The sequence below is a fragment of the Oricola nitratireducens genome (genome assembly GCF_014904745.1).
In the GTDB taxonomy this organism is placed as follows: Bacteria; Pseudomonadota; Alphaproteobacteria; order Rhizobiales; family Rhizobiaceae; genus Oricola; species Oricola nitratireducens.
The window spans coordinates 21,544-46,725 of record NZ_JACZCS010000030.1 but is presented as its reverse complement, the minus strand read 5'-3'; the positions used below and the strand labels follow the sequence as shown (position 1 = coordinate 46,725).

Here is a 25,182-nt window from a genome sequence, read left to right as displayed (position 1 = left end):
GCTTGCCCGTAGCCCCGCTACGCGCCGCGCGCGCCTTCGCGCGGATCGCCGCACCGGACGAGAAACAGAATGTTTCTATCTGTCCCTGAAAAGCTCTAGGGCCTCTTCCTCCCCACCCTCCGGATAGCGGATCAGGCGGTGACGAATTGCTGCCCCTCCAGCGAAGCGGCGAAGCCGTCGAGGGCTTCGGAGACCTCGCCCCACTTGTCTAGGCTCTTCACGTTCTTCAGCCAGCGCTCGACATTCGGATATTTCGCGTAATCGAGCCGGATCATGTCGCCGAGCGCCATGATCGAGGAAGCGAAATAGTCGGCGATCGTGATGCGGTCGCCGGTGAGATACGGGCGACCGTCGCCGAGCCAGTAATCGTCGAGGACCTGCAGCCAGAAGGCACTCTTCTCGCTGCCCCATTCGATGGCGACCTTCTGGCCCTCGTCGCTCCGCCGCTTGTGATGCGGGAACAACTGCGGGTAGCAGAGATTGTAGCCCCAGTCGCGGTAGAAGTTGGAATTGAACCAGTCCATGATCTCGTTGACCTTGGCGCGCTGCTTCAGGTCCTTCGGATATTCCGGCATGTCGTATTTGTCGGCGAGATAGCGCAGGATCGAGGCGCTCTCCGTCAGCTTCATGTCGCCGTCTTCGAGCACCGGAACGAGCCGGTTCGGGTTGAACGAGACATAGGGCTCCTGGTGATGCGCGCCGGTGAACAGGTCGACGACCTCCTCTTCGACATCGAGGCCTTTTTCGGCGATCAGCAGGCGCACAGGCCGGCTGGTGATGGATGCGGGATGCATGTGCAGTTTCATGGCTTCCTCCAGTGACGGCTGCGCCGTCTATTTGTTCTTGTAAGGGTCTTTCGGACCGCGGTCCGCCGACAGGCTGCCGAAGGTTTTCGCCGTCAGGTTCTCGATCGCGTCGGCAAGATGGATCCTGTCGATATGGTGGTCACCGCGCGCCACGCGGATCTTGTGTGCTTCCAGCATCACCTGGCCGTGCGAGACGCCCCATGGCGGTTCGAAGCGGTAGGAGGCGAGTTCGATCAGCAAACCGAGCGGATCGTTGAAATAGATCGAATCCATGAAGCCGCGATCCTTCGGCCCGCTGTGCTTGATGCCGCGCTCGTCGAGCCGCTCGACGGCCTGCCAGAATGTCGCCTGCGAGACGGCGAAGGCGAGGTGGTGCACGCAGCCGACATCCGTCGGCGTGCGGCTCGGCTCGGGTTTGCGGTCCTCGTTGGTGAACACCGTGATCAGCCGTCCGTCGCCGGGGTCGAAATAGATATGCCCTTCGCTTTCCCGGTCGAGGTTAGGCTGGTCGAAGACGAACGGCATGCCGAGAACGCCCTCCCAGAAGTCGATCGAGGTCTGGCGGTCGGCCCCGACGATCGTGATGTGGTGGACACCCTGTGTCTGAAGTTTTCTCACGGTCACCTCCCTGGTTGAACTGGCACCATATCACTCTTGCCCGCCTACATGAGCAGCTTCGGAAGTGCGAGTGAGAGCGCCGGGACCGCCACCAGAAGCGCGACGCGAACGAAATCCGCCAGAAGGAAAGGAAGCACGCCGCGTGCGACCGTTTCGAACCGCAGATCGTCGACACTGCCGGCGATTACGAACAGGTTCATGCCGAGCGGGGGCGTTATCAGGCCGATTTCCACCACCGACACGACCAGGACGCCGAACCAGATCGGATCGTAGCCCAGTGCCGTCACCATGGGAAAGACGATTGGCAGTGTGATCAGCATCATCGAAAGGCTGTCGAGAAAGCAGCCGAGGATGACGTAGATCACCAGGATCATCACGATAACGCCGATGGGCGGCAGGCCGAGCAGGTTTATCCAGTCGACGACAACACGCGGCAGCGTCGAGGTTTCGATGAAGAACTGCAGGACCGAGGTTCCGATCAGGATCATGAACAGCATCCCGGTCGTGCCGGCGGTTTCGATCAACGCGTCGCGCGCGACGTCCCAGGTGAGCTCCTTGCGCAGTGCGGCAAGTACGATCGCGCCGAACGCGCCAACGCCCGCGGCCTCCGTCGGTGAAAAGAAGCCGAGATAGATGCCGCCCATCACCACGAGGAACAGCCCGAGGATCGGGGCCATCTGGCGAAATGCGTTCAACCTCTCGCCAAGGCCGGCGCGCGGGATGCGGGGCGCGCGCGACGGGTTCAGCCGCACGATGATATAGTTCGCGGTCATGTACAGGACAGCGGCAAGTATGCCGGGAATCATTCCGGCGAGGAACATCCGACCGATCGACTGCTCCGTCAGCAGTGCGTAGATGACCATTATGATCGAGGGCGGAATCAGGATTCCAAGCGTACCCCCGGCGGCAAGGGCGCCGGACGTCAGGCGGCGGTCATAGCCGATCTCGGTCATTTCGGGGATCGCGACGCGCGCCATCGTGGCGGCCGTGGCAAGGCTCGATCCGCACACCGATCCGAAGATTGCGCAGGCGCCGATCGTGGCCGACGCAAGGCCGCCGCGCCAGTGGCCGATGAGGTTGTGCAGAGCCTGGTACAGAGCGGCCGACAGGCCGGCCCGCGATGCGAAAGCGCCCATCATGACAAACAGCGGGATCACCGACAGCGAATAGGATGACGATGTCACGAACGGTTGCGAGCCGAGGATGAAGCCGAGACTCAGCCATCCGTTGAGAATGACACCGCCGCAAATTCCGACGAGGCCCATCGCGATCGCGACCGGCACACGCAAGGCGATCAGGCCGAGCAGCACGAAGAGACCGATTACTCCGATGACGGGCGGTGTCATGAACGGTCGCCCTCTTGCCAACCGCGCACATGGCGCACGATCAGCCAGGCATTGACGATTGCGGCGAGGCCGATCCCGACCACGAGCGGGATCCAGTACCATACCATAGGGATGCCGATCGACTGGCTGCGGTCACCGTATCCGTATTCGGTCATCATCTGCTGGATGGAGAACCAGAACACGGCGCCGAGAAAGAAGAAGCCCAGCAGAGCCGCGACAACGAGCAGGACGCGCTGTACGCTCCGGGGCATGTGCGTGGTGAACACGTCGATCGCGACGTGCTGATCATGCGAGAAGCCGAAGGGGATGGCGAACATGGCCCCGATCATGGTGCACAGCGTCACAATGTCGGTCAGCCCGTGGACCGTGTGGCTGCTGAGGGAACGCAAGACGATGTCGGTTACCGTGAGCGCCACAGCGACCAGAAGAGGCACGGTGCCAAGAATGGCGACTGCGGTTGTCAGTTTTTTCACGAGAGACTTCCTTGCCGGCACGGAGCGGCGGGCGCCGGAGTGGATGTTCCGGCGCCTCCGTTCGGCCTGTTCTAGTCTTCACAAGCTGCGACAGCCTTGCCGATGTCGGCATAGATCGCCCTGGCTGCATCGGGATCCATGCCCGACTCGGTCTTGATGTAGTTGTCGACGACCGGCATCAGCCGCTCGCGCCATTGATTGCGGACCTCGTCGGACATCGGGATTATTTCATTGCCGTTAGCCTTGGCGGCGTCGATCGCTTCCTTGTCCGTATCCGCCCACCAGTGTCCCCAGTTGGAAAAGACCTCGTCACTGGTCTCGTCGATGACCTTCTGGATGTCTTTGGGCAGCGAGTCGTAGCTGCGCTGGTTCATCAGGGTGTACATGCTGACCGGGTTGATGCGCGCGTCGATGTGATAGTGCAGCACCTCCCACAGCTTGAATGCGCCGACAGGTCCCCACGGCATGATGTTGCCGTCAACGACGCCGCGTTCCACGCTTTCGTAGATTTCCGTGGGCGGCATGCCGACAGGCGTCGCGCCGATCTCCTCGAGCATGGCGGTGATTGCCGGAGTGGGTGTTCGGATGCGAAGTCCCTTGAGATCATCGAGGGTCTCGACCTTTTCCTTCGTGTGAACGGCGCTCGGCTCGGTCACCGTCAACGAGAGAATCCGGGTGCCCTTGAAGTCGGGCTGGAACGTGTCCTTCATCCGGGTCAGCGCGCAGGTGCCGACGGCGGAATTCGGTACGGTGAAGGGCAGTTCCACCAGAACGATACGCGGATGGCGCCCGCGCGGAATGGCCGGAATGCCGACGGCGAAGTCAACGACGCCGGACCGCACCTGATCGTATTGTTTGGTCGCGTCCCCGAGCGACGATCCGGCGGAGAAGAAAGTGATGTGAACCCGACCGCCGGTTTTCTCCTCGATCTCGTTCGCCCACGGCTCCAGAGCGAGCTTCTGGATGAAATGCGTCGACGGGAACATCGACGAGATCTTCAGTTCGTATTCGGCGGCATTCGCGCTCGCTGCGCCCGTCGCCAAGGCCGCCAGCGACCCGAGTATCAATCCAAGTTTCCTCATCATTTCCTCCCGTTTGATTGAGGTTGGTTTTGTCGTCCGACTTATTGCGCGGCGGACCAGTCCACCAATTTCGACTTGTAGTCCGTGCGCGGTAGCGTGCCCCACGGCACGAGATCGATGGCGCTGGTGAAGACCAGCTTGTCGCGGACGCGCTTCCGGATGTTCTCCGCCAGCGCGCCATCACCGGCGATGCCTTCGGCGAGTTCAACGGCAATGTGCAGCGGCGGCTGTTGCTTGACGCCCTTTGTCTGCGGCCGGATCGAGATGACGCCGCTCACCGTGGGCGAGAATTCGTTGATGACCTCCCGCACGGCGGTGGGAAAGACGTTGACGCCGCGTACGATCATCATGTCGTCCGTCCGTCCGATGCAGCGCACGCGCGGCGCAGTGCGCCCGCAGGAACATGGTCCGGCCTGGATGCGAACATGGTCACGGCTGCGGAAGCGCAGCAGCGGTGCGGCGCGATGCTTCAGATGCGTGTAGACGAGTTCCCCCTCCGCGCCGTCCTCGAACGGGATAGGTGCGCCGGAGTCGGGGTCGATCAGTTCGAAATGGACGATGCCGCGGCCCGAGAAGTGCATGCCTTGCTGTGCTTCGCATTCGCCCCATAGCGAGACCGAGATGTCGCCAATGCCCATCGCCTCGGTAACCTTGGCGTTCCACGCCTCTTCGATGCGCGCGCGCATGGCCGGCTCGCCGCCGCCGGGTTCGCCCGCGACGAGAATGCGTTCGATTGCCGAGTTGGCGATGTCGATACCGCGCTCGGCGGCCCATTCGGCCAGATGCAGCGCGTAGGACGGTGTGCAGGCGAGAATGTCGGGCCTCAGAAGACGGACTGCCGACATCAGCCGCTCGGTGTTTCCCGCGCCGACCGGCACATGGCACAGGCCAAGCGCCGCGAAGGCGTCGAGCGTGACGCCGGCAACGAACGGCCCGGCATTGTAGGTGGAGACGATCATGTGGCCGCGCCGCACGCCAGACGCGCCATAGGAGCGACAGGAGATCTCGACCCAGTTGGACAGGTCTTCCCCGGTCAACGGGATATAGCTCGGCGTGCCGGTCGTGCCACTTGTCGAATAGATGCGGATGATGTCTTCCATTGCCGCGGCGCGATGCGTTCCGATCGGATTGTCCGGCGTGCGACTTTGGCGCAATTCGTCCTTTTCCGTGAAGGGAAGGGCGGCGATTTCCGCCAGTCCGCCGACGCTTGTGGCATCCCGGAATCCGGCCTTTTCGAGCTTGCCGCGATAGAAGGGCGAGTGCTCGAACAGCCAGGCAATCTGCTCGCGATAGGCAGGGTCATCGGCGCTGGACTGCTTGTCCCAGGGAAGGGTCTCGGCGGCGACGTTGTGCATCACGACGCCCGCTCTTCGTAGGTAATGGCGTTTTCGGCGTGATGCGCCATGAGAAAGCCGATCGGATTTTTCTGCTCCTCGCCGAGATGCGCAAGCAGGCTCGCGGTTCGGGCAAGGATCGGGATCGCTTTCAGCATGCCGGCGGGGAATTCCAGGTCGAGCAGGACCGCGGCGATTGCCATCGAGACGTTCATTGGCAACGGTTTGCCCCAGGCTTCCGGCACCACCGTCGCGGCCACCCGCGCGAGAGCGACATAAGGGCTGCCGGCGGTGCGTTCTTCCGCGAGGTCGAGGATGCGTTGGGCGCGCGGATCGACCGGTTTGTGCAGCGGATGACCGAAACCCGGAACCTTACCGCCTTCGCGGCGGATTTCCGCAACCAGGTCCCGGATTGTCGTTGCGGGATCGCCGCGGGTTTCGTCGGTCATGCGCCTGGCTTGAATGAGGAATTCGCCGCAAGACTGCGCGGTACCGAGAACGACCGAGCCGCAACCCAATATACCCGCCGCGACGGCCGCCTGGAGTGCGGAGGGGTCGGCGTCATAGGTCATCCGCGCGACCTGGTTAGTCGGCACGAGGCCGTGTTCGGCGATCGCCACGAGCAGCAAATCGAGAAAGAAACGCTGGTTTTCGGTCGGTTCCCTGCCTGTGAGCAGCAGGCAGAAATAATCGGTGAAGCCGACGCGCCCCATCAGGTCGGAGCACAGATCGCGACCGCGAACGGTGACGCTCTGTGCGTCAGCGGTGCTGATCGCCGTGGTCGCTCCCGCGTTTTTTCCGATCATCATTGTTCGACACCTCCCGAAAAGTCGGGCAATATTGTCGGACAATTTTGCTGTTGTCAATACGACGCCCCGTCTCTAGATTGACGGGGAACCGAATGGCCGGGCTGCCGGCGCGGAGAATGATACGGATGGAACCACGCCACGGCGCCAAGGGCGACACGGTCGTCGACTTTCTCATGCAGGCGATCCAGGCCGGGCGCTTTGTGCCGGGGCAGCGCCTCGTCGAAGCCGACCTGACGGCCGAACTCGGCGTCAGCCGCAGCCTGTTGCGCGAAGCGTTCCGCCGTCTCTCCGCAGAGGGCGTGATTGAGATCGTTCCCAATCGCGGCGCCCTGGTGCGGCGGCTGACCATGACCGAGGCGATGGAGCTGTTCGAAATCCGCTTGGAGCTGGAGGCGCTTGCCGCCCGGCTCGCCGCGGAAAAGATCGCCGATCCAGGCACGCGCGAGCGCTTCGAGCGCCGGATCGCGCCGATATGGGAGGAGGTGCCGCGCTTCTCAACCTCCGATTATCTCGCCGAGAACCGGCGCTTTCACGCCGCGGTTTTCGAGGCGGCGGGCAACGGTCAGTTGGTCAAGCTCAACAGTCAGCTTCAGCTTTCGCTTATCATGGCGCAGATCGCGTCGGAACTGACGGGCGATGTCATGATGGAGTCCCTGCATGAGCACCGCGTCGTCGCCTCGGCGATTCTTGCCGGTGATGCGGCGGCGGCGGATGCGGCCATCCGTGGTCACCTGTCGCGTGCGCGCGACTTCGTTCGCGCGATACGACCGGAGGTGTTCCGCGCCGGCCGGCCCGGAGAAGCTGTCCCGTTTTCCAAAGCGGAGTTTGCCGGCACCATCGAAAAATCCCCCTGAGATTTTGCAGGATCTGGTAAGTCAACGCTTACAAAAATGTGTGATGAGACCGAATCCGGGCATATGTTCCCGTTTGGGAAACCCATTGTTTACGATCCCTGATACATGGCTTGCGTGGGGTAAGGGGGAGCGTAATGGGTCGAGCACTCACGCGGGAGTTCTTCTACGAGGAGGATTCCCTGGATGCCGCGAAGGTCACCCAGCAGGCATTGATCGATACGCAGGAGCGTATGGGCATGATGCTGGACATCATGCCGATGGGTCTTCTCATCCATACAAGGCAGGGCATACTCTTTGCCAACCAGGAAGCCTACCGGATGCTTGGTGTGCGGCGTGGCGAGATTGTCGGCCAGCATCTGCTCGATTTCGTTGCCAAGAGCGAAATCCCCGGCGTCATGCGGCAGATCGACCGGTCGTTCGACAACGGCATCGAGCCGATCAATCAGGAAACGCTGCTGCACAACCGAGTCGGCCGGGCGATCTGCATCAAGCTGATCTCGGTACGGCTTCCCTGGGCGGGAACGCCGGTTGTCCAGATTCTGCTGCAGGATGTCAGCGATCTGAAGCAGAAGCAACGCAAGCTCCAGCAACTCTCCATCATCGACGAACTGACCGGCGCCCACAATCGCCGCCACGTCTTCACCGAAGCCGCCCGCCACATGCAGAAGGCGGCCGAAGAGGGTTTCGATCTCTCCGTTGCGCTGCTCGATGTCGACCATTTCAAGAAGATCAATGACGGTTACGGCCATGGCGTGGGCGATCAGGCGCTGATCTCGCTCGCCGGCGCGGCCAGCGAGATCGTGCGCGCGGAAGGTGGCGAGGACGCCGTTTTCGCGCGGATCGGCGGCGAGGAGTTCCTGCTGCTGCTTCCCGGCTTCGGCCTGCAGGCGACAGAGGCGCTGGGTGAAAAGCTTCGCGAGGCGGCCAACGCCATCGACGTGCGCGCCGAATCCGGAACGTTCCGCTTCACGGTTTCCCTCGGCGTCGCCTCCCTGGCGGACGGCGAAACGAGCTTCGATCGGCTCGTGGCCCGCGCCGATACTGCCCTCTACAACGCCAAGAACGGCGGCCGTAACCGGGTGGCCGTGGCCCGGTAGCCACCCGCCGGTATTCTTCATCTCTCCAAATCAGAAGTCCGGTGCGGATGCCCGCCGGTTCGGTATTCGCGGCAAAAAGCTTCAAGGTTAAAATTTCAAGCTTGAAATAATTTTTGCTTGATGGCATTCTCTGGCTAAAGGAGCGTGTCTCCGGGGAGATTCCATGAAGATTTTGTGTTTGGGCGGCGGTCCCGCCGGGCTTTATTTCGCTATCTCGATGAAACTGCGCGATCCGTCGCATGACGTGACCGTGCTGGAGCGCAACCGCGCCAACGACACCTTCGGCTGGGGCGTCGTCCTGTCCGACGATGCGCTGGAGCGCATGCAGAAGAACGATCCCAAGAGCACGGAGGCGATCCGCGATCATTTCGCCTATTGGGACGATATCGCGGTGATCCACAAGGGTGTGCGCACCGTCTCCGGCGGGCACGGCTTTGCCGGTATCGGCCGCAAGCAGATGCTGATCATCCTGCAGGAACGCGCCCGTGAACTGGGCGTCGAGATGCGGTTCGAGACGGAGTTCAAGTCGGCCGAGGAATACCGGCGCGATTACGATCTCGTCGTCGGCGCGGACGGCATCAATTCCCTCGTGCGGCGTGAATACGAGGATGTCTTCAAGCCCGACATCGACATGCGCAAGTGCAAGTTCGTCTGGCTAGGCACCCACCAGAAATTCAATGACGCCTTCACCTTCATCTTCGAGAAGACGGAACACGGCTGGGTTTGGGCCCATATCTACCAGTTCGACGACAACACCGCGACCTTCATCGTCGAATGCCTGCCGCCGACATGGGAGCGCTGGGGCTTCGAGCACATGTCGAAGGAAGAAACCGTCGAGACCTGCCGCAAGATCTTCGAGAAGCATCTCGGCGGCCACGAGCTGATGTCGAATGCCGCGCATCTGCGCGGTTCGGCGGTCTGGATGCAGTTCCCGCGGGTGATCTGCGAGAAATGGTACAACGGCAACGTCGTGCTGATGGGCGACGCGGCGGCGACCGGTCACTTCTCGATCGGTTCGGGCTCGCGCCTTGCCTTCGACAGCGCGATCGCGCTCGCCGACTACCTGCATTCCGAGCCGACCATGGAAGCCGCCTTCGAGCGCTACCAGGAAGAGCGGCGGGTGGAAGTGCTGCGGCTCCAGTCGGCCGCGCGCAACAGCCTTGAATGGTTCGAGGAGGTCGAGCGCTATCTCGATCTCGATCCGATCCAGTTCAACTATTCGCTGCTCACCCGCTCGCAGCGCATCAGCCACGAGAACCTGCGTCTGCGCGATCCGAAATGGCTGCGCAAGGCGGAGGACTGGTTCCAGGCGCAGGCCGGCGGCAAGCCGGGCCGCACGCCGATGTTTGCGCCCTACAAGCTGCGCAACATGGAACTGGCCAACCGCGTCGTCGTCTCGCCGATGGCGCAATACAAGGCTGTCGACGGCTGTCCGACCGACTGGCATTTCATCCATTACGCCGAGCGCGCCAAGGGCGGCGCGGGGCTTGTCTATACCGAGATGACCTGCGTTTCGCCGGAAGGGCGGATCACGCCGGGCTGTCCCGGCCTCTATGCGCCGGAACACGAGACCGGCTGGAAGCGCCTGGTCGATTTCGTCCATGCGGAAACCGAGGCGAAGATCTGCTGCCAGATCGGCCATGCCGGGCGCAAGGCCTCGGTCCAGGTCCCGTGGGAAGACGACGAAAAGCCGCTCGTCGAAGACGGCTGGCCGATCATCTCGCCCTCGGCGATTGCCTGGTCGCCCGACCACGTGGTGCCGAAGGCGATGGACCGCGCCGATATGGATGCGGTCAAGGCCGAGTTCGTCACCGCGACCGGGATGGCCGAGCGGTCCGGCTTCGACATGATCGAACTGCATGCCGCGCACGGCTACCTGATTTCCTCCTTCATCTCGCCGCTTTCCAACCTGCGCACCGATGAATATGGTGGCAGCCTTGAAAACCGGATGCGCTATCCGCTCGAGGTTTTCGCAGCCATGCGCGCGGCTTGGCCGGAGGAAAAGCCGATGTCCGTGCGCATCTCGGCAAATGACTGGGTGGGGAGCGACGGCATCACCCCTGAGGATGCCGTCGAGATCGCGAAAATGTTCCATGAAGCCGGAGCCGATATCATTGACGTGTCGGCGGGCCAGACCTCGACCGAGGCGAAGCCGATCTACGGGCGCATGTTCCAGACGCCGTTCTCCGATCGCATCCGCAACGAGACCGGGATCGCCACCATGGCGGTCGGCAACATCTTCGAGGTCGATCACGTCAATTCGATCCTGATGGCCGGACGCGCCGATCTCGTCTGTCTCGCCCGGCCACACCTCGCCGACCCCTACTGGACGCTGCATGCGGCCGTGATGCTCGGCGACCGGGACGCACATTGGCCGTTGCCCTATCTGGCCGGCCGCAACCAGGCGTTCCGCCTCGAAGAGCGCGCGCAGCAGGAGGCGATACGCGCATGACGATTGCCGGCAAGAGGGTCCTGATCACCGGAGGCGGCACCGGCACCGGCGCCGACTTCGCGCGCGGCTTTGCCGAGGCGGGAGCCGAAATCGTGATCGCCGGAAGGCGCCGCGAACCGCTCGAAAAGGTCGCCGCTGGCAACGCGGCGATCCGCTGCGTCACCGCCGACGTCACCGACGAGGCGAGTGTCAAGGCGATGTTCGAGGAAGCCGGACCGGTCGATATCGTCATCGCCAATGCCGGCGCGGCCGAAAGTTCGGCGCTGGCCAAGACCAGCCTCGACCAGTGGAACGCCCTGATCGCCGTCAATCTGACCGGCACTTTCCTGACGATGCGCGAGGGATTGCGCCAGATGCATGGATGGGGCCGGCTGATCGCGGTCGCCTCGGTCGCCGGGCTGAAGGGCGCCGGCTACATTTCCGCCTATTCGGCCTCCAAGCATGGCGTCGTCGGAATGATCCGTTCGGTCGCCCACGAGGTCGCCCGCCAGCCAGTGACCGCGAACGCGATCTGTCCCGGTTATATCGAGACCGAGATGACCGAGCGCACAATCGCCAACATCATGCAGAAGACCGGACGCAGCCGCGAGGATGCGATCGCCGCCGTGACCGCGACCAATCCGCAGCGCCGGCTGATTCAGCCGGCCGAGGTGACGGCCGCCGCGCTCTACCTCTGCGGCCCGGGCTCGGAAGGCGTCAACGGCCAGGCCATCGCGATCACCGGGGGCGAGTCGTGAGCGATCCGCTGTCGAAGCGCCGCCTGAAACTCTGGATCAGGCTGTTGGGCATTACCCGCGCCAGCGAAAGCCATCTGCGCGAATTCCTGCGCGTCAATCACAACACGACGCTGCCGCGCTTCGATGTCATGGCGGCGCTGTTTCGCAGTCGCGAGCCGGTGACCATGTCGGAACTGTCGCGCATGCTACTCGTCTCCAACGGCAATGCCACCGCCGTCGTCGACCGGCTCGAGGCGGACGGCCTCGTGCGCCGCATCCCCTCGGAAAGCGACCGGCGCACAGTGCATGTCGCGCTGACGGACAAGGGCCGCACCAACTTCGAACATCTGGCCGCCGAGCATGAGCGCGAGGTGAACGCGCTTTTCGGCGGTCTTTCCGGGGAAGACCTAGACACGTTGAATGGCATTCTCAAACGGATGCGAAAGGAAGACCAATGACCGAACTCGCATCGCTGAAGCCGAAGCATTTCCTGTGGGACGTCGAGGATCGCATCGCCGTCATCCGGCTGAACCGGCCAGACCGTAAGAACCCGCTGACCTTCGACAGCTATGCCGAGTTGCGCGACACCTTCCGCGCGCTCGTCTACGCCAGCGATGTCGACGTCGTGGTCTTTGCCTCCAATGGCGGCAATTTCTGTTCCGGCGGTGATGTCCACGACATCATCGGCCCGCTGGTCAGGATGGACATGAAGGAGCTTCTCGCCTTCACGCGCATGACCGGCGATCTCGTCAAGGCGATGATCGGATGCGGCAAGCCGATCGTCGCCGCCGCCGACGGCGTCTGCGTCGGTGCCGGCGCGATCATCGCCATGGCCTCCGATCTGCGGCTGGCGACGCCGGAAGCCAAGACCGCATTCCTGTTTACCCGCGTCGGCCTTGCCGGTTGCGACATGGGCGCTTGCGCCATGCTGCCGCGCATTATCGGCCAGGGCCGTGCCGCCGAACTGCTCTATACCGGCCGCACGATGAGCGCCGAGGAAGGCGCCAACTGGGGCTTCTGGAATGCGTTGCATTCCGCCGACGCACTGGAAGAGGAGGCGATGGCGCTGGCCAAACGGCTCGCCGCCGGTCCGACCTTCGCCCACGGCATCACCAAGACGCAGCTGAACCAGGAATGGAACATGGGCCTCGAACAGGCGATCGAAGCGGAAGCGCAGGCCCAGGCGATCTGCATGCAGACGCAGGATTTCGCCCGCGCCTATCATGCTTTCGTCGGCAAAGAGAAACCGGTTTTCGAGGGCAACTGACATGGCTGACCGTTCGTTTCTCGGCTGGCCGTTCTTCGAGGACAGGCATCGCGCGCTCGCCGAGGCGCTTGATGGCTGGTGCGCACAGAACCTGCCTGCCGATCATGGCGATGTCGATGCGGCCTGCCGCGCTCTGGTAGCGAAGCTGGGCGAGGGCGGCTGGCTGCAGCACTCCGGCGCCGGCGAGGGCGAAACGCTCGACGTGCGCACGCTCTGCCTGATCCGCGAGACGCTGGCGCGCCACGACGGGCTCGCCGATTTCGCCTTCGCCATGCAGGGGCTCGGCATGGGCGCCGTCAGCCTGTTCGGAACGCCGGAACAGCGCGAATGGCTGGAAAAGACCCGCGCCGGCAAGGCGATTTCCGCTTTCGCCCTGACCGAGCCGGCCTCCGGATCAGACGTCGCGAACATGACCACGACGGCGCGCCGGGACGGCGACCGTTACATTATCGACGGTGAGAAAACCTACATTTCCAACGGCGGCATTGCCGACCTCTACGTCCTTTTCGCGCGCACCGGCGAGACGCCGGGCGCCAAGGGCCTCTCCGCCTTTCTCGTGCCGGCCGACACGCCGGGTCTCGAGATCGTCGAACGCATCGATGTGATTGCGCCGCACCCGCTGGCGCATCTGCGGTTCAACGCGGTGGAACTGCCGCAGAGTGCGATGATCGGCAGGCCGGGCGAAGGCTTCAAGATCGCGATGTCGGTCCTCGACGTCTTTCGTGCCACGGTCGGCGCGGCGGCGCTCGGTTTCGGCCGTCGCGCGCTCGACGAGGCGCTCGGCCGCGTGCGCTCGCGCCAGCTTTTCGGCGCGCCGCTTGCCGACCTGCAGATGGTGCAGGGCCATATCGCCGACATGGCGCTCGACATCGATGCCTCCGCGCTGCTGATCTACCGCTCCGCCTGGACCAAGGACCAGGGCGCGGCCCGCGTCAGCCGCGAGGCGGCGATGGCCAAGCTGCATGCGACCGAGGCCGCGCAGCGAGTCATCGACCAGGCGGTCCAGCTTTTTGGCGGCGACGGCGTCCGCCACGGCATGGCGGTCGAGAGCCTGTATCGCGAAATCCGTGCGCTGCGCATCTATGAGGGCGCAAGCGACGTGCAGAAGATTGTCATCGCGCGTGCGGCGCTGGCAGAGGGAATCCAAGATGTTTCGAAGAGGTAACGGCCGATGACACAGTCGCCGCATGAGTTCCTGCATCCGAAGGGATGGAAGCCGGCTGCGGGCTACGCCAATGGCGTCGCCGCGTCCGGCCGGATGGTCTTTCTCGGCGGGCTGATCGGCTGGAATGCCGATCAGGTATTCGAGAGCGACGATTTCATCGACCAGGTCGCCCAGACGCTGCGCAACATCGTCGAGGTGCTCGCCGAGGCGGGCGGAAGGCCGGAACACCTGGTGCGCCTGACCTGGTACGTGACCGACAAGCACGAATACCTCTCGCGGCTGCGCGACCTTGGCGGCGTCTATCGCGAGATCATCGGCAAGCATTTCCCGGCCATGGCGCTTGTGCAGGTCGTGGCGCTGGTCGAGGATCGCGCGAAGGTCGAGATCGAGGCGACGGCGGTCATCCCGCCGCGGGCAAACGCATTGTCGGCAATGTAACGGAGGAAGCAATGCTGGGACCAAGCGGGCATGTCGACGACTTCGCGAGGCGAAACCTGCCGCCCGCGGACCAGTGGCCGGTGCTGAACCTGGAGGGGTTCGACTATCCGGACTATCTCAACGCCGCCGTGGAAATGACCGACGCCATGGTCGAGAAGGGTTTCGGCGACCACACGGCGCTGATCGGCAACGGCCGCCGGCGGACCTACAAGGAACTGTCCGACTGGACCAACCGCATCGCGCATGCCCTCGTCGAGGATTACGGCGTCAGGCCCGGCAACAGGGTTCTGATCCGCTCGGCCAACAATCCGGCGATGGTTGCCTGCTGGCTGGCGGCGACCAAAGCCGGCGCGGTCGTGGTCAACACCATGCCGATGCTGCGCGCGGGCGAATTGTCGAAGGTGGTCGACAAGGCGGAGATCACATTCGCGCTCTGCGATACGCGGCTGATGGACGAGATGATCGCCTGCGCCAAGGATTCGAAGTTCCTCGAAACCGTGATCGGCTTCGACGGGACCGCCAATCATGACGCCGAACTGGACCGCGTCGCGCTGAACAAGTCGGTCCGCTTCGATGCGGTTAAAACCGGCCGCGACGATGTCGCGCTGCTCGGCTTCACCTCGGGCACGACCGGGTCGCCCAAGGCGACGATGCATTTCCACCGCGATCTGCTGATCATTGCCGACGGCTATGCGAAGGAAGTTCTGAACGTTACTCCGGACGACATCTTCGTCGGTTCCCCGCCGCTCGCCTTTACCTTCGGTCTCGGTGGACTGGCGATTTTTCCGCTGCGCTTCGGCGCCGCGGCCGCGCTTCTCGAAAACGCTTCGCCACCGAGCATGATCGACATCATTCAGGAGTACAAGGCGACCGTCTGCTTCACCGCGCCGACCGCCTACCGCGTGATGCTGCGCGCCATGGACGAGGGCGCCGATCTTTCGAGCCTGCGCGCGGCGGTGTCCGCCGGCGAGACGCTGCCCGCGCCGGTCTACGAGGAATGGATGGAAAAGACCGGCAAGCCGATGCTCGACGGCATCGGCGCGACCGAGATGCTGCATATCTTCATTTCCAACCGGTTCGGTGACAGCCACCCGGCATGCACCGGCAAGCCGGTCACCGGCTACGAGGCCCGCATCGTCGGGCCCGACATGGAGGAGATGCCGCGCGGCGAGGTCGGCCGGCTGGCGGTGCGTGGTCCGACCGGTTGCCGCTATCTCGCCGACGACCGCCAGAAAGACTATGTGCGCGACGGCTGGAACATCACCGGCGACACGTTCTGGCAGGACGAGGACGGCTACTTCCACTTTGCCGCGCGCAATGACGACATGATCATCTCGTCGGGCTACAACATCGCCGGCCCCGACGTGGAAGCGGCACTTCTTGCCCATGCGGACGTGCTGGAATGCGCCGTGGTCGGCGCGCCCGACGAGGCGCGCGGCCAGATCGTCGAGGCGCATGTCGTACTCATCGAGGGCGCCGAACCCTCCGATGTCATGGTGTTGCGGCTGCAGGATCACGTCAAGGCGACGATCGCGCCCTACAAATATCCGCGCCGTATCGTCTTCACCGAGGCGCTGCCGAAGACCCAGACCGGCAAGATCCAGCGCTTCATGTTGAGGAACGACAAAACATGACCGACTTCGCTGCCACCAAGGCGATGTTCCACATCCCCGACGGCATCACCTATCTCGACGGCAATTCGCTCGGGGCCCTGCCGAAGGCGGCGGAGGCGCGGGCGCGCGAGACGATCACCGCCGAATGGGGCGAGATGCTGATCACGGCCTGGAACAGGGCGAAATGGATGGACCTGCCGCGCCGCATCGGCGACCGGATCGGCCGTCTGATCGGCGCAGCGCCCGGAACGGTCGTCATGGGCGACACGTTGTCGATCAAGGTCTACCAGGCGCTCGCCTCCGCGCTCGACCTGCGCCCTGACCGCAAGGTCGTCCTGTCGGACAGCGGCAATTTCCCGACTGATCTCTACATGGCGCAGGGCCTGTTGCGCAGCCTTGGGCGGGGCCACGAACTGCGCGTCGTCGCGCCGGAAGAGGTGGAAGACGCGATCGACGAAAACGTCGCCGCGCTGATGCTGACCCAGGTCGATTACCGCACCGGGCGCATGCACGACATGGCGGCCCTGACGAAAAAGGCCCATGACGCCGGTGCCCTGGCGCTGTGGGATCTCGCCCACTCGGCAGGCGCGGTACCGGTCGACCTGGCGGCGGCGGGTGCCGATTTCGCCACCGGCTGCACGTACAAATATCTCAATGGCGGCCCCGGCGCGCCGGCCTTCATCTATGTCCGGCCTGACCTTGCCGAAGACATCCAGCCGGCGCTCTCCGGCTGGCTCGGTCACGAGGCGCCCTTCGCCTTCGATCCCGATTACCGGCCCGGACGCGGCATCGACCGCATGCGTGTCGGCACCCCGCCGGTCATCCAGCTCGCCGTTCTCGACGCCGCCCTCGACGTCTGGGACGGGTTGGACATGGCCGATCTGCGCCGCCGCTCGATCGAACTGTGTGAACGCTTCATCGCCGGCGTCGAGGCCGAATGCGAGGATGTCAGCCTCGTCAGCCCGCGCGACGCATCGGTGCGCGGCAGCCAGGTGTCCTTCGCATTCGAGCATGGCTACGCCGCCATGCAGGCGCTGATCGCGCGCGGGGTGATCGGCGATTTCCGTGCGCCCGACGTGATGCGTTTCGGTTTCACGCCGCTCTATATCGACGAGGCCGATGTCGACCGCGCGGTCGCGGTCCTGGCCGAAATTGTCGCGACCCGAGGCTGGGACAAGCCGGAATTCATGAAACGGAGCGCGGTCACATGACGAAGACGCCTTATGATCCCGCAGCCGAAGGCGCCCAAATGGGCTTCGACGGCCGCATGTCCTATGGCGACTATCTCGCGCTCGACCAGATACTGACCGCGCAGAATCCGCTCTCCGACGCCCATGACGAGATGCTGTTCATCATCCAGCACCAGACGTCGGAACTGTGGATGCGTCTCGCCCTGCACGAAATCGGCGCGGCGCGTGCCGCGCTGGAGGACGGCCGGCATCAGCAGGCTTTCAAGATGCTGGCGCGTGTCGCCCGTATCTTCGAGCAGCTGAACAACGCCTGGGATGTGCTGCGCACCATGACGCCGAGCGATTACACCCGCTTTCGCGACGCGCTCGGCCAGTCGAGCGGCTTCCAGTCATGGCAGTACCGGTTGATCGAATTCGCTGTCGGCAACCGCAATCCAGCGATGCTGCGTCCGCATGCGCACCGCACGGACATCGCCGCCTTGCTGGAAGCCGAACTGAAACGGCCGAGCCTCTATGACGTGGCGCTCCGGCGTCTGTCGGCAAGCGGCATCGCTGTGCCGCAGGCAGTACTCGACCGCGACGTGTCGAAGCCCTATACGGCCGATGACGGCGTCGCCGCCGCCTGGACCGTGGTCTATCGCGACCCGGAACATCACTGGGAAATGTACGAGCTCGCCGAGAAACTGGTCGATTTCGAGGACTATTTCCGGCGCTGGCGCTTCAACCACGTAACGACCGTCGAGCGGGTCATCGGCTTCAAGCGCGGAACCGGTGGCACCGCCGGGGTCGACTATCTCAAACGGATGCTGTCGACCGAACTCTTCCCTGAACTCTGGCACCTGCGCACCGACCTCTGACGCCGGCCCGGCCAATGGCGCTTGCCGCGCCAGACTGCTAGCTTGAAAGCTGTATTTCCGCCGGAGAGGGCGCTGGATGGCGATGCGTGGGCCAAGAGGATGAGTATCGACGACGGGGAGGGGATCGACGCCTTCGTCGTGATGGGTGTCTGCGGCGTCGGCAAGACCACCTTGGGGCGTGCGCTTGCGGCCCGTCTTTGCGCGGCCTTCGTCGAAGCCGATGATCACCATCCGCAAAGCAGCAAGGACATGATGGCGGCGGGCATTCCGCTGACCGATGCCGAGCGCGAGCCCTGGCTTCTTTCCATTTCGGCCGATGCCCGCCAACGCCGCGTGGCGACCGGGATGCCCGTGGTGATCGCCTGTTCGGCGCTTCGCCGTCGCTACCGCGCCCTATTGAGTACCGAAATCGGGCGCGTGTATTTCCTTTACCTGACCGGCGACGAAGACGAACTGCGCGCGCGAATCGCCCGCCGCCGGGACCATTTCATGCCGGCCAGCATGCTCGACAGCCAGTTGGCGACGCTGGAGCCGCTCGGCTCCGACGAGCCCGGCATGGCGCTCGATTTCGAACGCGGCACGGAGGCGCTTGTCGCCGAGGTTCTTGGCCACTACCCGCTGGAGACGTGACGCGCTTTCCCTGCGAGGCGGTTGCGGTTGTCAGGTTCACGGGCACGGGGCCGTTGTGCAGTTGCTGGCGGGCATGCCAGTATCGGCACGCTCCCGGACCGATTCGCGCCTCCGCGCGTTGTCGGTGAAACCACATGATAGCGCTAGCAAAACACGTGAAGCCTGCCTATAGTAATCGAAGGGGAGGCGGAGCGAGAAATTGTCCAAAATCGGCAGAAAATCGGGAAAGCCGACATTGGCCGATGTGGCCCGAGTCGCTGATGTTAGCGCTATTACCGCGTCGCGGGCGCTGCGAAATCCCGCCTCTGTTTCGCCGGTTCTGCGCGAACGCATCAACCGCGCTGTCGCCAAGATCGGCTATGTTCCCAACACGGCCGCCCGGGCGCTCGCTTCGGCGGGCACGAACGTCATTGGGGTGATTATCCCGTCGGTAACGAACTCGGTCTTCACCGACGTGCTGCGCGGCATCTACGACACGATCGAGGATACGCCGTTCCAGGCGCAGCTCGGCACCACGAACTATTCCTCCATCAAGGAGGAGGAACTGCTGCGTCTCTTCATTGGCCAGCGCCCGGCCGCGCTTCTGGTGACCGGGTTCGATCAGTCCAAGGAGGCGCACAGGCTTCTCAAGGCCAACGAATGCCCGGTCGTCCAGATCATGGATCTGCCGCCAGATCCCGTCGACATGGCGGTCGGCTTCGACCACCGCGAGGCGGCCGAGGTCGCCACGCGCGCCCTAATCGCCCGGTCCTACAAGCGGATCGGTTTCCTTGCGGCGCAGATGGACGTGCGCACGCGCCAGCGCCTCGAGGGCTATTCCAGGGCGATGCAGGAAGCGGGCCTGTTCGACGAGCGAATGATCGTCACGACACACAAGACGTCGAACGTGTTGCTGGGCGGGCAGCTTCTTTCCGAGTTCATCGCCCGCTTTCCCGATGCCGATGCCATCCAGGCCAACAATGACGATATCGCGCTCGGCGCGCTTTTCGAATGTCAGCGCCGGCGCATCCGCGTTCCCGAGGATTTCGGGATTTCCGGTTTCAACGATTTCGACATCGCCTCGACCGTGCACCCGACGCTGACCAGCGTGAAGACCTATCGCTACGAAATGGGCCGCAAGGCGATCGAAATGCTGATCGCCTCCATATCGGGCGAACCGCCAGCCGAACGCTCGGTCAATCTCGGTTTCGAGCTGATCGAGCGCGAAAGCACGGCGCGCACCGGCTGATCCGGCACGTAGCCGGTCAGCGCAGCGCCTTCTCGCGCCCGTAGAGCAGCAGCATCGACACGATCACCGCGCCGTAGATGATCTGACGTCCATATTCGGAGATCTGCATCACCGACAGGATCGACTGCAGCAGCGTCACCAGGATTACGCCGGCAACGGTGCCGAGATAGTTGCCGCGCCCGCCAAGGATCGACGTGCCGCCGAGCACGACCGATGCGATGGCCGGCAACAGATAGGCGTCGCCCATCGACTGCGCCGCCTTGCCGGCATAGCCGGCAAGTAGAACGCCGCCGAACGCCGCCAGCCCGCCGGAAATCGCGAAGGAGAACATCACCACGCGCTGCGTCGCCGCGCCGGAGAGGAAGGCCGCGCTTTCGCGGTTGCCGATCGCGTAGACGGCGCGTCCGAACGTGGTGCGGTTGAGCGCGAAAACCGCCAGCGCGCCGATCGCCGCCCACACGAGGATCGCGTTCGGCACGCCGAGGATCAGGTTGCCGGTGGCCAGGTAGCGCATCGCGTCCGACGCGGTATCGGCGGGTGAAAAGCCGCCCGTATAGGCGACCATCAGTCCTTGCGCGATCACGTTGATCGCGAGCGTGACGATCATCGCCGGGATGCGCAGATAGGCGACGCCGGCACCGCTGACGAGGCCCATCGCGACGCCGCAGGCGATCCCGAAAGGCACCGCGAGCGCTTCGCCGAGCGGTCCGTAGGCGGTCGCCGCCGAGGCCATCATGGCGCCGGTCGTCAGCACCCAGGGAACGGAAAGATCGATCTGCCCGAGCAGGATGATCAGCATCATGCCCGTGGCGATGACACCGAGAAACGATGCCACCTTCAGTTGCTGCAGCAGATATTCCGGCGACAGGAAGCTTTTCGAATAGAGACTGCCGATGAGCAGCAGCAGGATGATGCAGGCAAATGCGATCACGATCGGCAGGTTGATGCGCATGTGCAGGGGCGGCCGGGAGGATGGCTGGGCGTCGTTCGTCATCGCGTCTCTCACGTGAACATCTCCAGCCGGTTGCGGATCTGGAACAGCCGCGCCGCGCCGAATGTCACGGCGAGCCCGAGCACCAACCCCTGGAACAGCGGCTGCCACAGCGGATCGAGGTCGAACACGAACAGCAGGTCGCCGATGGCCCGGAAAGCCAGCGCGCCGAAAATCGCGCCGATCGCGCTGCCGCGGCCGCCATAGAGCGACACGCCGCCGAGCACCACCGAGGCGATGGAGAACAGCGTGTAGTTGTCGCCATTGGCGAGCGAGGCTTCGCCGGAATAGGTGAAGAAGGTCAGGAACAGCCCGCCGAACGCCGCCATCAGCCCGCCGAGCACGAAGGCGGTGAACCGCGCGCGCCGCACTGGCATGCCGGACATGTAGGCTGCCATCTCCGAGGAGCCGACGGCATAGATCGTCCGCCCGATCACCGAACGGCGCACAGGCACCCAGATCAGCAGCACCACCGCGGCGAGGAACACGAGGCTCGCCGGGACGACGCCGAACACCTTGCCGGTGAAGGTGTCGGCGAGATCGGCGGCGAAATCGGGTATCGTGCCCGGATAGGGGCGCAGCCACAGCGCGATGCCGAAAAAGATCGCGCCGGTCGCGATCGTCGTGACGATAGGCTGCAACCGTCCGTAGATCACGATCAGGCCGTTGAGCGCGCCGCAGGCGAGACCCGTCGCGAGCACGGCGCACACGCCAAGCCCGACTTGCCCGGGCGCCCCGCCGAGAACGTAGGAACCGACGCAGTTGCACAGGACGAAGATCATGCCGACCGACAGGTCGATGCCCGCCGTCAGCACCACGAACGCCTGCGCCATGGCGACAAGCGCCAGGATCACGCCCTTGTTCGCCGCGGTCTGCACGACATTGGGCGTGAAGCCCGCGGGATGGTTGGAGACGTAGATCACGAACATCGCGATGAACAGCGTGAACGCCAGCAGCGTGCCGCGATGTTCCGCCATTATGAAGCGCCACTCCTTCATGCGCCGACCCCCGGCTTGGCGCCGGCCTCCCTTTCTTCGGTTCCGATATTGAGCGCGCTGCCCACCAGGGCATGCTCGGTGATTTCGTTGCCGGCGAGCGTCGTCTTGATCTCGCCGTCATACATGACCATCACCCTGTCGCAGCAGCCGATCAGTTCGTCGTAATCCGTCGAATAGAGGATGATCGCCGCGCCCTCGTCGCTGAGCTTGCGCAGCAGCTGGTAGATTTCCTGCTTGGTGCCGACATCGATGCCGCGCGTCGGATCGTTGAGCAGGATGATCTTGGGCGAGATCATCAGCCATTTGGCGATGACGACCTTCTGCTGGTTGCCGCCCGAAAGCGCGCTGACCGGAATGTCCGTGCTGGCGGTGCGCACGGCGAGCAGCCGGATCATCTCGTCGATGCGCTTTTTTTCGGCGGCGCGGTCGATCACGCCGAAGGTCGACAATTGTCCGAGTGCCGCGAAGGACAGGTTCTGCATTACCGACATCGGCAGCATCAGGCCCTCGGTCTTGCGGTCCTCCGGAATGAGCGCCATGCCGACCTCGCCGGATCTGGCGTGGCGCGGGTTCTTCACAGTGACCGGCCGGCCGTCGATCAGGATCTCGCCGGTCACGCCGCGCAGCACGCCGAACAGCGCCAGCAGCAGGTCGCGCTGGCCCTGGCCGTCGAGGCCGCCGAGGCCGACGACTTCGCCGGCGCGTACATCGAGCGAGACGTTATTGAGCTTGTTGAACCAGGACAGGTTCCTTACCTCCAGCGCCGGAGGCTTGTCGCTCGGCGGGAGCGGGGTCTTTTCCGGGAAAACGTGCCGGTACTCGCGGCCAATCATCATTTCGACGACCTCGTTGTCGGTCTTGGTGCCCTGCTCGTAGCTTTCGACATTGCGGCCGTTGCGGAAAACCGTGCACTCGTCGGCGAGTTCCGCGATCTCGTGCATGCGGTGGGAAATGTAGAGCAGCGCCATGCCCTCCGAGCGCAGGCGCTTCAGCACGGCCATGACCTTGGTCACGTCGGACGCGGTCAGCGCCGACGTCGCCTCGTCGAGGATGAGCACGCGCGGTTTGCGGGCCAGCGCCTTGGCGATTTCGACGATCTGCTGACGCGACAGCGGCAGGTCGCCGACCCGGGCGCGCGGATGAATGTCTTCGCCGCCGGCCTTGGCGAGTGCTTCCTCGGCAAGCCGGCGCTGTTCCTTGCGGTCGATCAGGCCGAAACGCGTCGGCGGATTGGACGCGATGATGTTGTCGGCGACCGAGAGGTCGGGGATGAGGGAAAGTTCCTGGAAGATGCAGACGATCCCGGCACGGTTGGCCGAGGCCGGATCGGCGAAACTGATCGGCTGGCCGTCGAGGAACATGCGCCCCTCGTCCGGGGCGACGACGCCCGACATCACCTTGATCAGCGTCGACTTGCCGGCGCCGTTCTCGCCGAGAATGGCGTGGACCCGACCGGCATGCACGTTCAGTTCGGCTTTCTCGAGGGCGTGAACACCGCCATACCGCTTGGAAATCCCTTCCATGCGGAACAAAGCCGTTTCATCGGCCATCGATACCCCTCCCGGTGGGCGCCGCGGGACTGCAAAGTCCCGCGGTCATTATAGCTGATTTTGTTGGAACGCGCTTACTGGTTCTGTCCGCTCTGGCTCATGATCTCCTGAGCCGAGAAGTTGATCCCGCAAGTGGGGAAGGAGTTACCGACGAAGAAGTTGTCGGACTGGTCGGAATAGTAGTTCACGCCATCCTTGAAGTCCGGGTCCTCGACGATCGCCAGCGGCAGCTTGACCGCCTGCGGCACGACATTGCCCTTGAGCGCGTCGATCGCGGTCTTGATCGCCACGGCGACCTGGGCCGGACCGGTGCCCGCCGACGAGCAGACCAGGCCTTCGGAAGCGTATTTGCCGCAGAACTTGCGGAAGCCGTTTTCCGTCTCGCCGCCGAACGGGACGAACGGATGGCCGGCATCGATCATGGCCTGCACGACGCCGGTGTCGCCGCCCTGTGCGGTGATTCCGTCGAAGTGGCCGTGAACGGCGATGGCGTCGGCGGTCGCCTTCTGCGCCGTGCCGTCATCCCACTTGCCGACAACCTCGATCACGTCCCAGTTCTTGCCGGTCGCATCGAGCGTCTCGTGGATGCCGTTGTGGCGGTCGGTGTCGACCGAGGTGCCGGCCACGCCGCGCACTTCGAGGACCTTGCCGCCATTCGGCAGGTGGCTGTCGAGCCAGTTGGCCCACAACACGCCGAGGCCCTTCTGGTCCACGTTGACGTTGATGGCGTCTTGCGTGTCGAGAATGTTGTCGAAGGCGACCAGGATCACGCCGGCCTGCTTGGCGCGGCGGATGACCGGCGCGAAGGCCTGCGGGTTCTGCGCGTTGACGACGATCGCGTCATAGCCGGAATCGATGAAATTGTTGATCGCGGAAATCTGCGCGGCGACGTCCTCGCCGGTTGAGACGACCTTGAATTCCTTCAGGTCGGCGGCGACGTCGGGTTGCGCGGCGTAGGCCTTGGCCGTCTGGATCATCTGGATGCGCCAGGTATTGGCGATATAACCATTTGCCAGCGCGACCCGATAAGGGCCTTCCTTGGCCGGGTACTGAAAGAATTTCGTGGCGTCAGACCACGGAACGTAACAGTCCGGGTCGGCGGCCGGTCCGGCGACGACGGCCGGTTCGGCCAGGGAAGCGGTTCCGGCTGACAAAGTCAGGAAAAGGGCTGCGCACAGTCCGCTCGCAGAATGCGACAAGTATCTATGTTTCATTGATTCCTCCCAGGATGATGTTTTGCGGCGTCCGGAGATGCGGCCTTCGCGCCCGCCGCAGATGCGGCGGATCGTGGCTTGCCGGGTCCTCCTCCCGACGTATCACCGAGCGGGTCGACCGTCGGCCGGCTGACACCTCTCATCTAATCAGTAGTGGAGATTTGACAGCGCTGTCAATAGATCGAATAGCGACAAATTTCACCTGTTATCCCAGTTTTTCGGGAGTCGTGGCAAAATTTTCGGGATAGGCGGTTGATATATTGATAGCGCTCACAAGTGCAGGACATGATGCGCGAAGTGCCATGCACACCGGGTCCGGGGAGCCAAGGGCGCGCAGATATCCGAGGTTCCTGAGCGTTGCATATGTAAGACAGGCTGTCGCCGGGCAGGCGACATTCCCGCAAAGCGCCGCCGGACCCTGCAGTATGATCCACTCGCGTCCAAAGGCCTCACT

24 protein-coding genes are annotated in these 25,182 nt (G+C 63.8%); 13 read left to right on the top strand and 11 right to left on the bottom strand.

The window, feature by feature from the left end; genetic code table 11:
- Nucleotides 1–131: 131 nt before the first annotated feature.
- The 7 genes from IG169_RS15070 to IG169_RS15040 form a co-directional block, all read right to left on the bottom strand.
- Nucleotides 132–806 carry a glutathione S-transferase family protein gene (locus tag IG169_RS15070; RefSeq protein WP_193177053.1) on the bottom strand — a complete coding sequence of 225 codons (675 nt, stop codon included), beginning with the start codon at nucleotides 804–806 and terminating at the stop codon, nucleotides 132–134.
- 27 nt (nucleotides 807–833) lie between these two features.
- Complete coding sequence (locus tag IG169_RS15065) at nucleotides 834–1,424, bottom strand: VOC family protein (protein WP_193177052.1); 591 nt, start codon at nucleotides 1,422–1,424, stop codon at nucleotides 834–836.
- 44 nt (nucleotides 1,425–1,468) lie between these two features.
- Nucleotides 1,469–2,770 (bottom strand): TRAP transporter large permease, encoded by a 1,302-nt coding sequence (locus tag IG169_RS15060; protein WP_193177051.1) that lies wholly within the window; start codon nucleotides 2,768–2,770, stop codon nucleotides 1,469–1,471.
- On the bottom strand, nucleotides 2,767–3,243 hold the full coding sequence (locus IG169_RS15055) for a TRAP transporter small permease subunit (protein ID WP_193177050.1): 477 nt from the start codon (nucleotides 3,241–3,243) through the stop codon (nucleotides 2,767–2,769). Before IG169_RS15055 ends, IG169_RS15060 begins: the two co-directional genes overlap by 4 nt.
- Before the next feature lie 71 nt (nucleotides 3,244–3,314).
- On the bottom strand, nucleotides 3,315–4,328 hold the full coding sequence (locus tag IG169_RS15050; RefSeq protein ID WP_193177049.1) for a TRAP transporter substrate-binding protein: 1,014 nt from the start codon (nucleotides 4,326–4,328) through the stop codon (nucleotides 3,315–3,317).
- 38 nt (nucleotides 4,329–4,366) lie between these two features.
- A complete protein-coding gene (locus IG169_RS15045; RefSeq protein WP_193177056.1) occupies nucleotides 4,367–5,680 on the bottom strand; it encodes a phenylacetate--CoA ligase family protein in 1,314 nt (437 codons plus the stop codon).
- The gene (locus IG169_RS15040; RefSeq protein WP_193177048.1) at nucleotides 5,680–6,468 is read right to left on the bottom strand and encodes a citryl-CoA lyase; all 789 of its coding nucleotides are present in this window, start codon (nucleotides 6,466–6,468) and stop codon (nucleotides 5,680–5,682) included. Before IG169_RS15040 ends, IG169_RS15045 begins: the two co-directional genes overlap by 1 nt.
- Before the next feature lie 92 nt (nucleotides 6,469–6,560).
- Here IG169_RS15040 and IG169_RS15035 point away from each other — a divergent pair, with 92 nt between their 5' ends.
- The 13 genes from IG169_RS15035 (at nucleotide 6,561) to gntR (ending at nucleotide 19,975) form a co-directional block, all read left to right on the top strand.
- The gene (locus IG169_RS15035; protein WP_210326044.1) at nucleotides 6,561–7,322 is read left to right on the top strand and encodes a GntR family transcriptional regulator; all 762 of its coding nucleotides are present in this window, start codon (nucleotides 6,561–6,563) and stop codon (nucleotides 7,320–7,322) included.
- Nucleotides 7,323–7,456: 134 nt separating this feature from the next.
- A complete protein-coding gene (locus tag IG169_RS15030; RefSeq protein ID WP_193177047.1) occupies nucleotides 7,457–8,419 on the top strand; it encodes a sensor domain-containing diguanylate cyclase in 963 nt (320 codons plus the stop codon).
- Between the two features lie 163 nt (nucleotides 8,420–8,582).
- Nucleotides 8,583–10,871 (top strand): bifunctional salicylyl-CoA 5-hydroxylase/oxidoreductase, encoded by a 2,289-nt coding sequence (locus tag IG169_RS15025; RefSeq protein WP_193177046.1) that lies wholly within the window; start codon nucleotides 8,583–8,585, stop codon nucleotides 10,869–10,871.
- Nucleotides 10,868–11,608, top strand: a complete 741-nt coding sequence (locus IG169_RS15020) for an SDR family NAD(P)-dependent oxidoreductase (protein WP_193177045.1) — start codon at nucleotides 10,868–10,870, stop codon at nucleotides 11,606–11,608. Before IG169_RS15025 ends, IG169_RS15020 begins: the two co-directional genes overlap by 4 nt.
- Nucleotides 11,605–12,045 carry a MarR family transcriptional regulator gene (locus IG169_RS15015; RefSeq protein ID WP_193177044.1) on the top strand — a complete coding sequence of 147 codons (441 nt, stop codon included), beginning with the start codon at nucleotides 11,605–11,607 and terminating at the stop codon, nucleotides 12,043–12,045. The genes IG169_RS15020 and IG169_RS15015 overlap by 4 nt, the downstream gene beginning before the upstream one ends.
- Nucleotides 12,042–12,854: an enoyl-CoA hydratase family protein gene (locus IG169_RS15010; protein ID WP_193177043.1), complete on the top strand. Its 813-nt coding sequence runs from the start codon at nucleotides 12,042–12,044 to the stop codon at nucleotides 12,852–12,854. Before IG169_RS15015 ends, IG169_RS15010 begins: the two co-directional genes overlap by 4 nt.
- 1 nt (nucleotide 12,855) lies before the next feature.
- Nucleotides 12,856–14,019, top strand: coding sequence for an acyl-CoA dehydrogenase family protein (locus IG169_RS15005; RefSeq protein ID WP_193177042.1), 1,164 nt, complete (start codon nucleotides 12,856–12,858; stop codon nucleotides 14,017–14,019).
- Nucleotides 14,020–14,025: 6 nt separating this feature from the next.
- The gene (locus IG169_RS15000; protein ID WP_193177041.1) at nucleotides 14,026–14,457 is read left to right on the top strand and encodes a RidA family protein; all 432 of its coding nucleotides are present in this window, start codon (nucleotides 14,026–14,028) and stop codon (nucleotides 14,455–14,457) included.
- Nucleotides 14,458–14,468: 11 nt separating this feature from the next.
- Entirely contained in the window at nucleotides 14,469–16,091 is a 1,623-nt protein-coding gene (locus IG169_RS14995) for an AMP-binding protein (RefSeq protein ID WP_193177040.1), read from the top strand.
- Complete coding sequence (gene kynU / locus IG169_RS14990; RefSeq protein WP_193177039.1) at nucleotides 16,088–17,281, top strand: kynureninase; 1,194 nt, start codon at nucleotides 16,088–16,090, stop codon at nucleotides 17,279–17,281. Before IG169_RS14995 ends, kynU begins: the two co-directional genes overlap by 4 nt.
- Entirely contained in the window at nucleotides 17,278–18,117 is an 840-nt protein-coding gene (gene kynA, locus IG169_RS14985) for a tryptophan 2,3-dioxygenase (RefSeq protein WP_193177038.1), read from the top strand. Before kynU ends, kynA begins: the two co-directional genes overlap by 4 nt.
- Before the next feature lie 99 nt (nucleotides 18,118–18,216).
- Nucleotides 18,217–18,747, top strand: a complete 531-nt coding sequence (locus tag IG169_RS14980; RefSeq protein WP_193177037.1) for a gluconokinase — start codon at nucleotides 18,217–18,219, stop codon at nucleotides 18,745–18,747.
- A gap of 199 nt (nucleotides 18,748–18,946) precedes the next feature.
- Nucleotides 18,947–19,975: an HTH-type transcriptional regulator GntR gene (gene gntR, locus IG169_RS14975; RefSeq protein WP_193177036.1), complete on the top strand. Its 1,029-nt coding sequence runs from the start codon at nucleotides 18,947–18,949 to the stop codon at nucleotides 19,973–19,975.
- Between the two features lie 16 nt (nucleotides 19,976–19,991).
- On the opposite strand, the gene IG169_RS14970 is transcribed toward gntR, so the two are convergent.
- The 4 genes from IG169_RS14970 to IG169_RS14955 form a co-directional block, all read right to left on the bottom strand.
- Nucleotides 19,992–20,927, bottom strand: a complete 936-nt coding sequence (locus IG169_RS14970) for an ABC transporter permease (RefSeq protein WP_246717401.1) — start codon at nucleotides 20,925–20,927, stop codon at nucleotides 19,992–19,994.
- Between the two features lie 50 nt (nucleotides 20,928–20,977).
- Complete coding sequence (locus IG169_RS14965) at nucleotides 20,978–21,964, bottom strand: ABC transporter permease (RefSeq protein ID WP_193177034.1); 987 nt, start codon at nucleotides 21,962–21,964, stop codon at nucleotides 20,978–20,980.
- The gene (locus IG169_RS14960) at nucleotides 21,961–23,514 is read right to left on the bottom strand and encodes a sugar ABC transporter ATP-binding protein (RefSeq protein ID WP_193177033.1); all 1,554 of its coding nucleotides are present in this window, start codon (nucleotides 23,512–23,514) and stop codon (nucleotides 21,961–21,963) included. The genes IG169_RS14965 and IG169_RS14960 overlap by 4 nt, the downstream gene beginning before the upstream one ends.
- A 74-nt stretch (nucleotides 23,515–23,588) precedes the next feature.
- Entirely contained in the window at nucleotides 23,589–24,728 is a 1,140-nt protein-coding gene (locus IG169_RS14955) for a sugar ABC transporter substrate-binding protein (RefSeq protein WP_193177032.1), read from the bottom strand.
- Nucleotides 24,729–25,182: the final 454 nt, after the last annotated feature.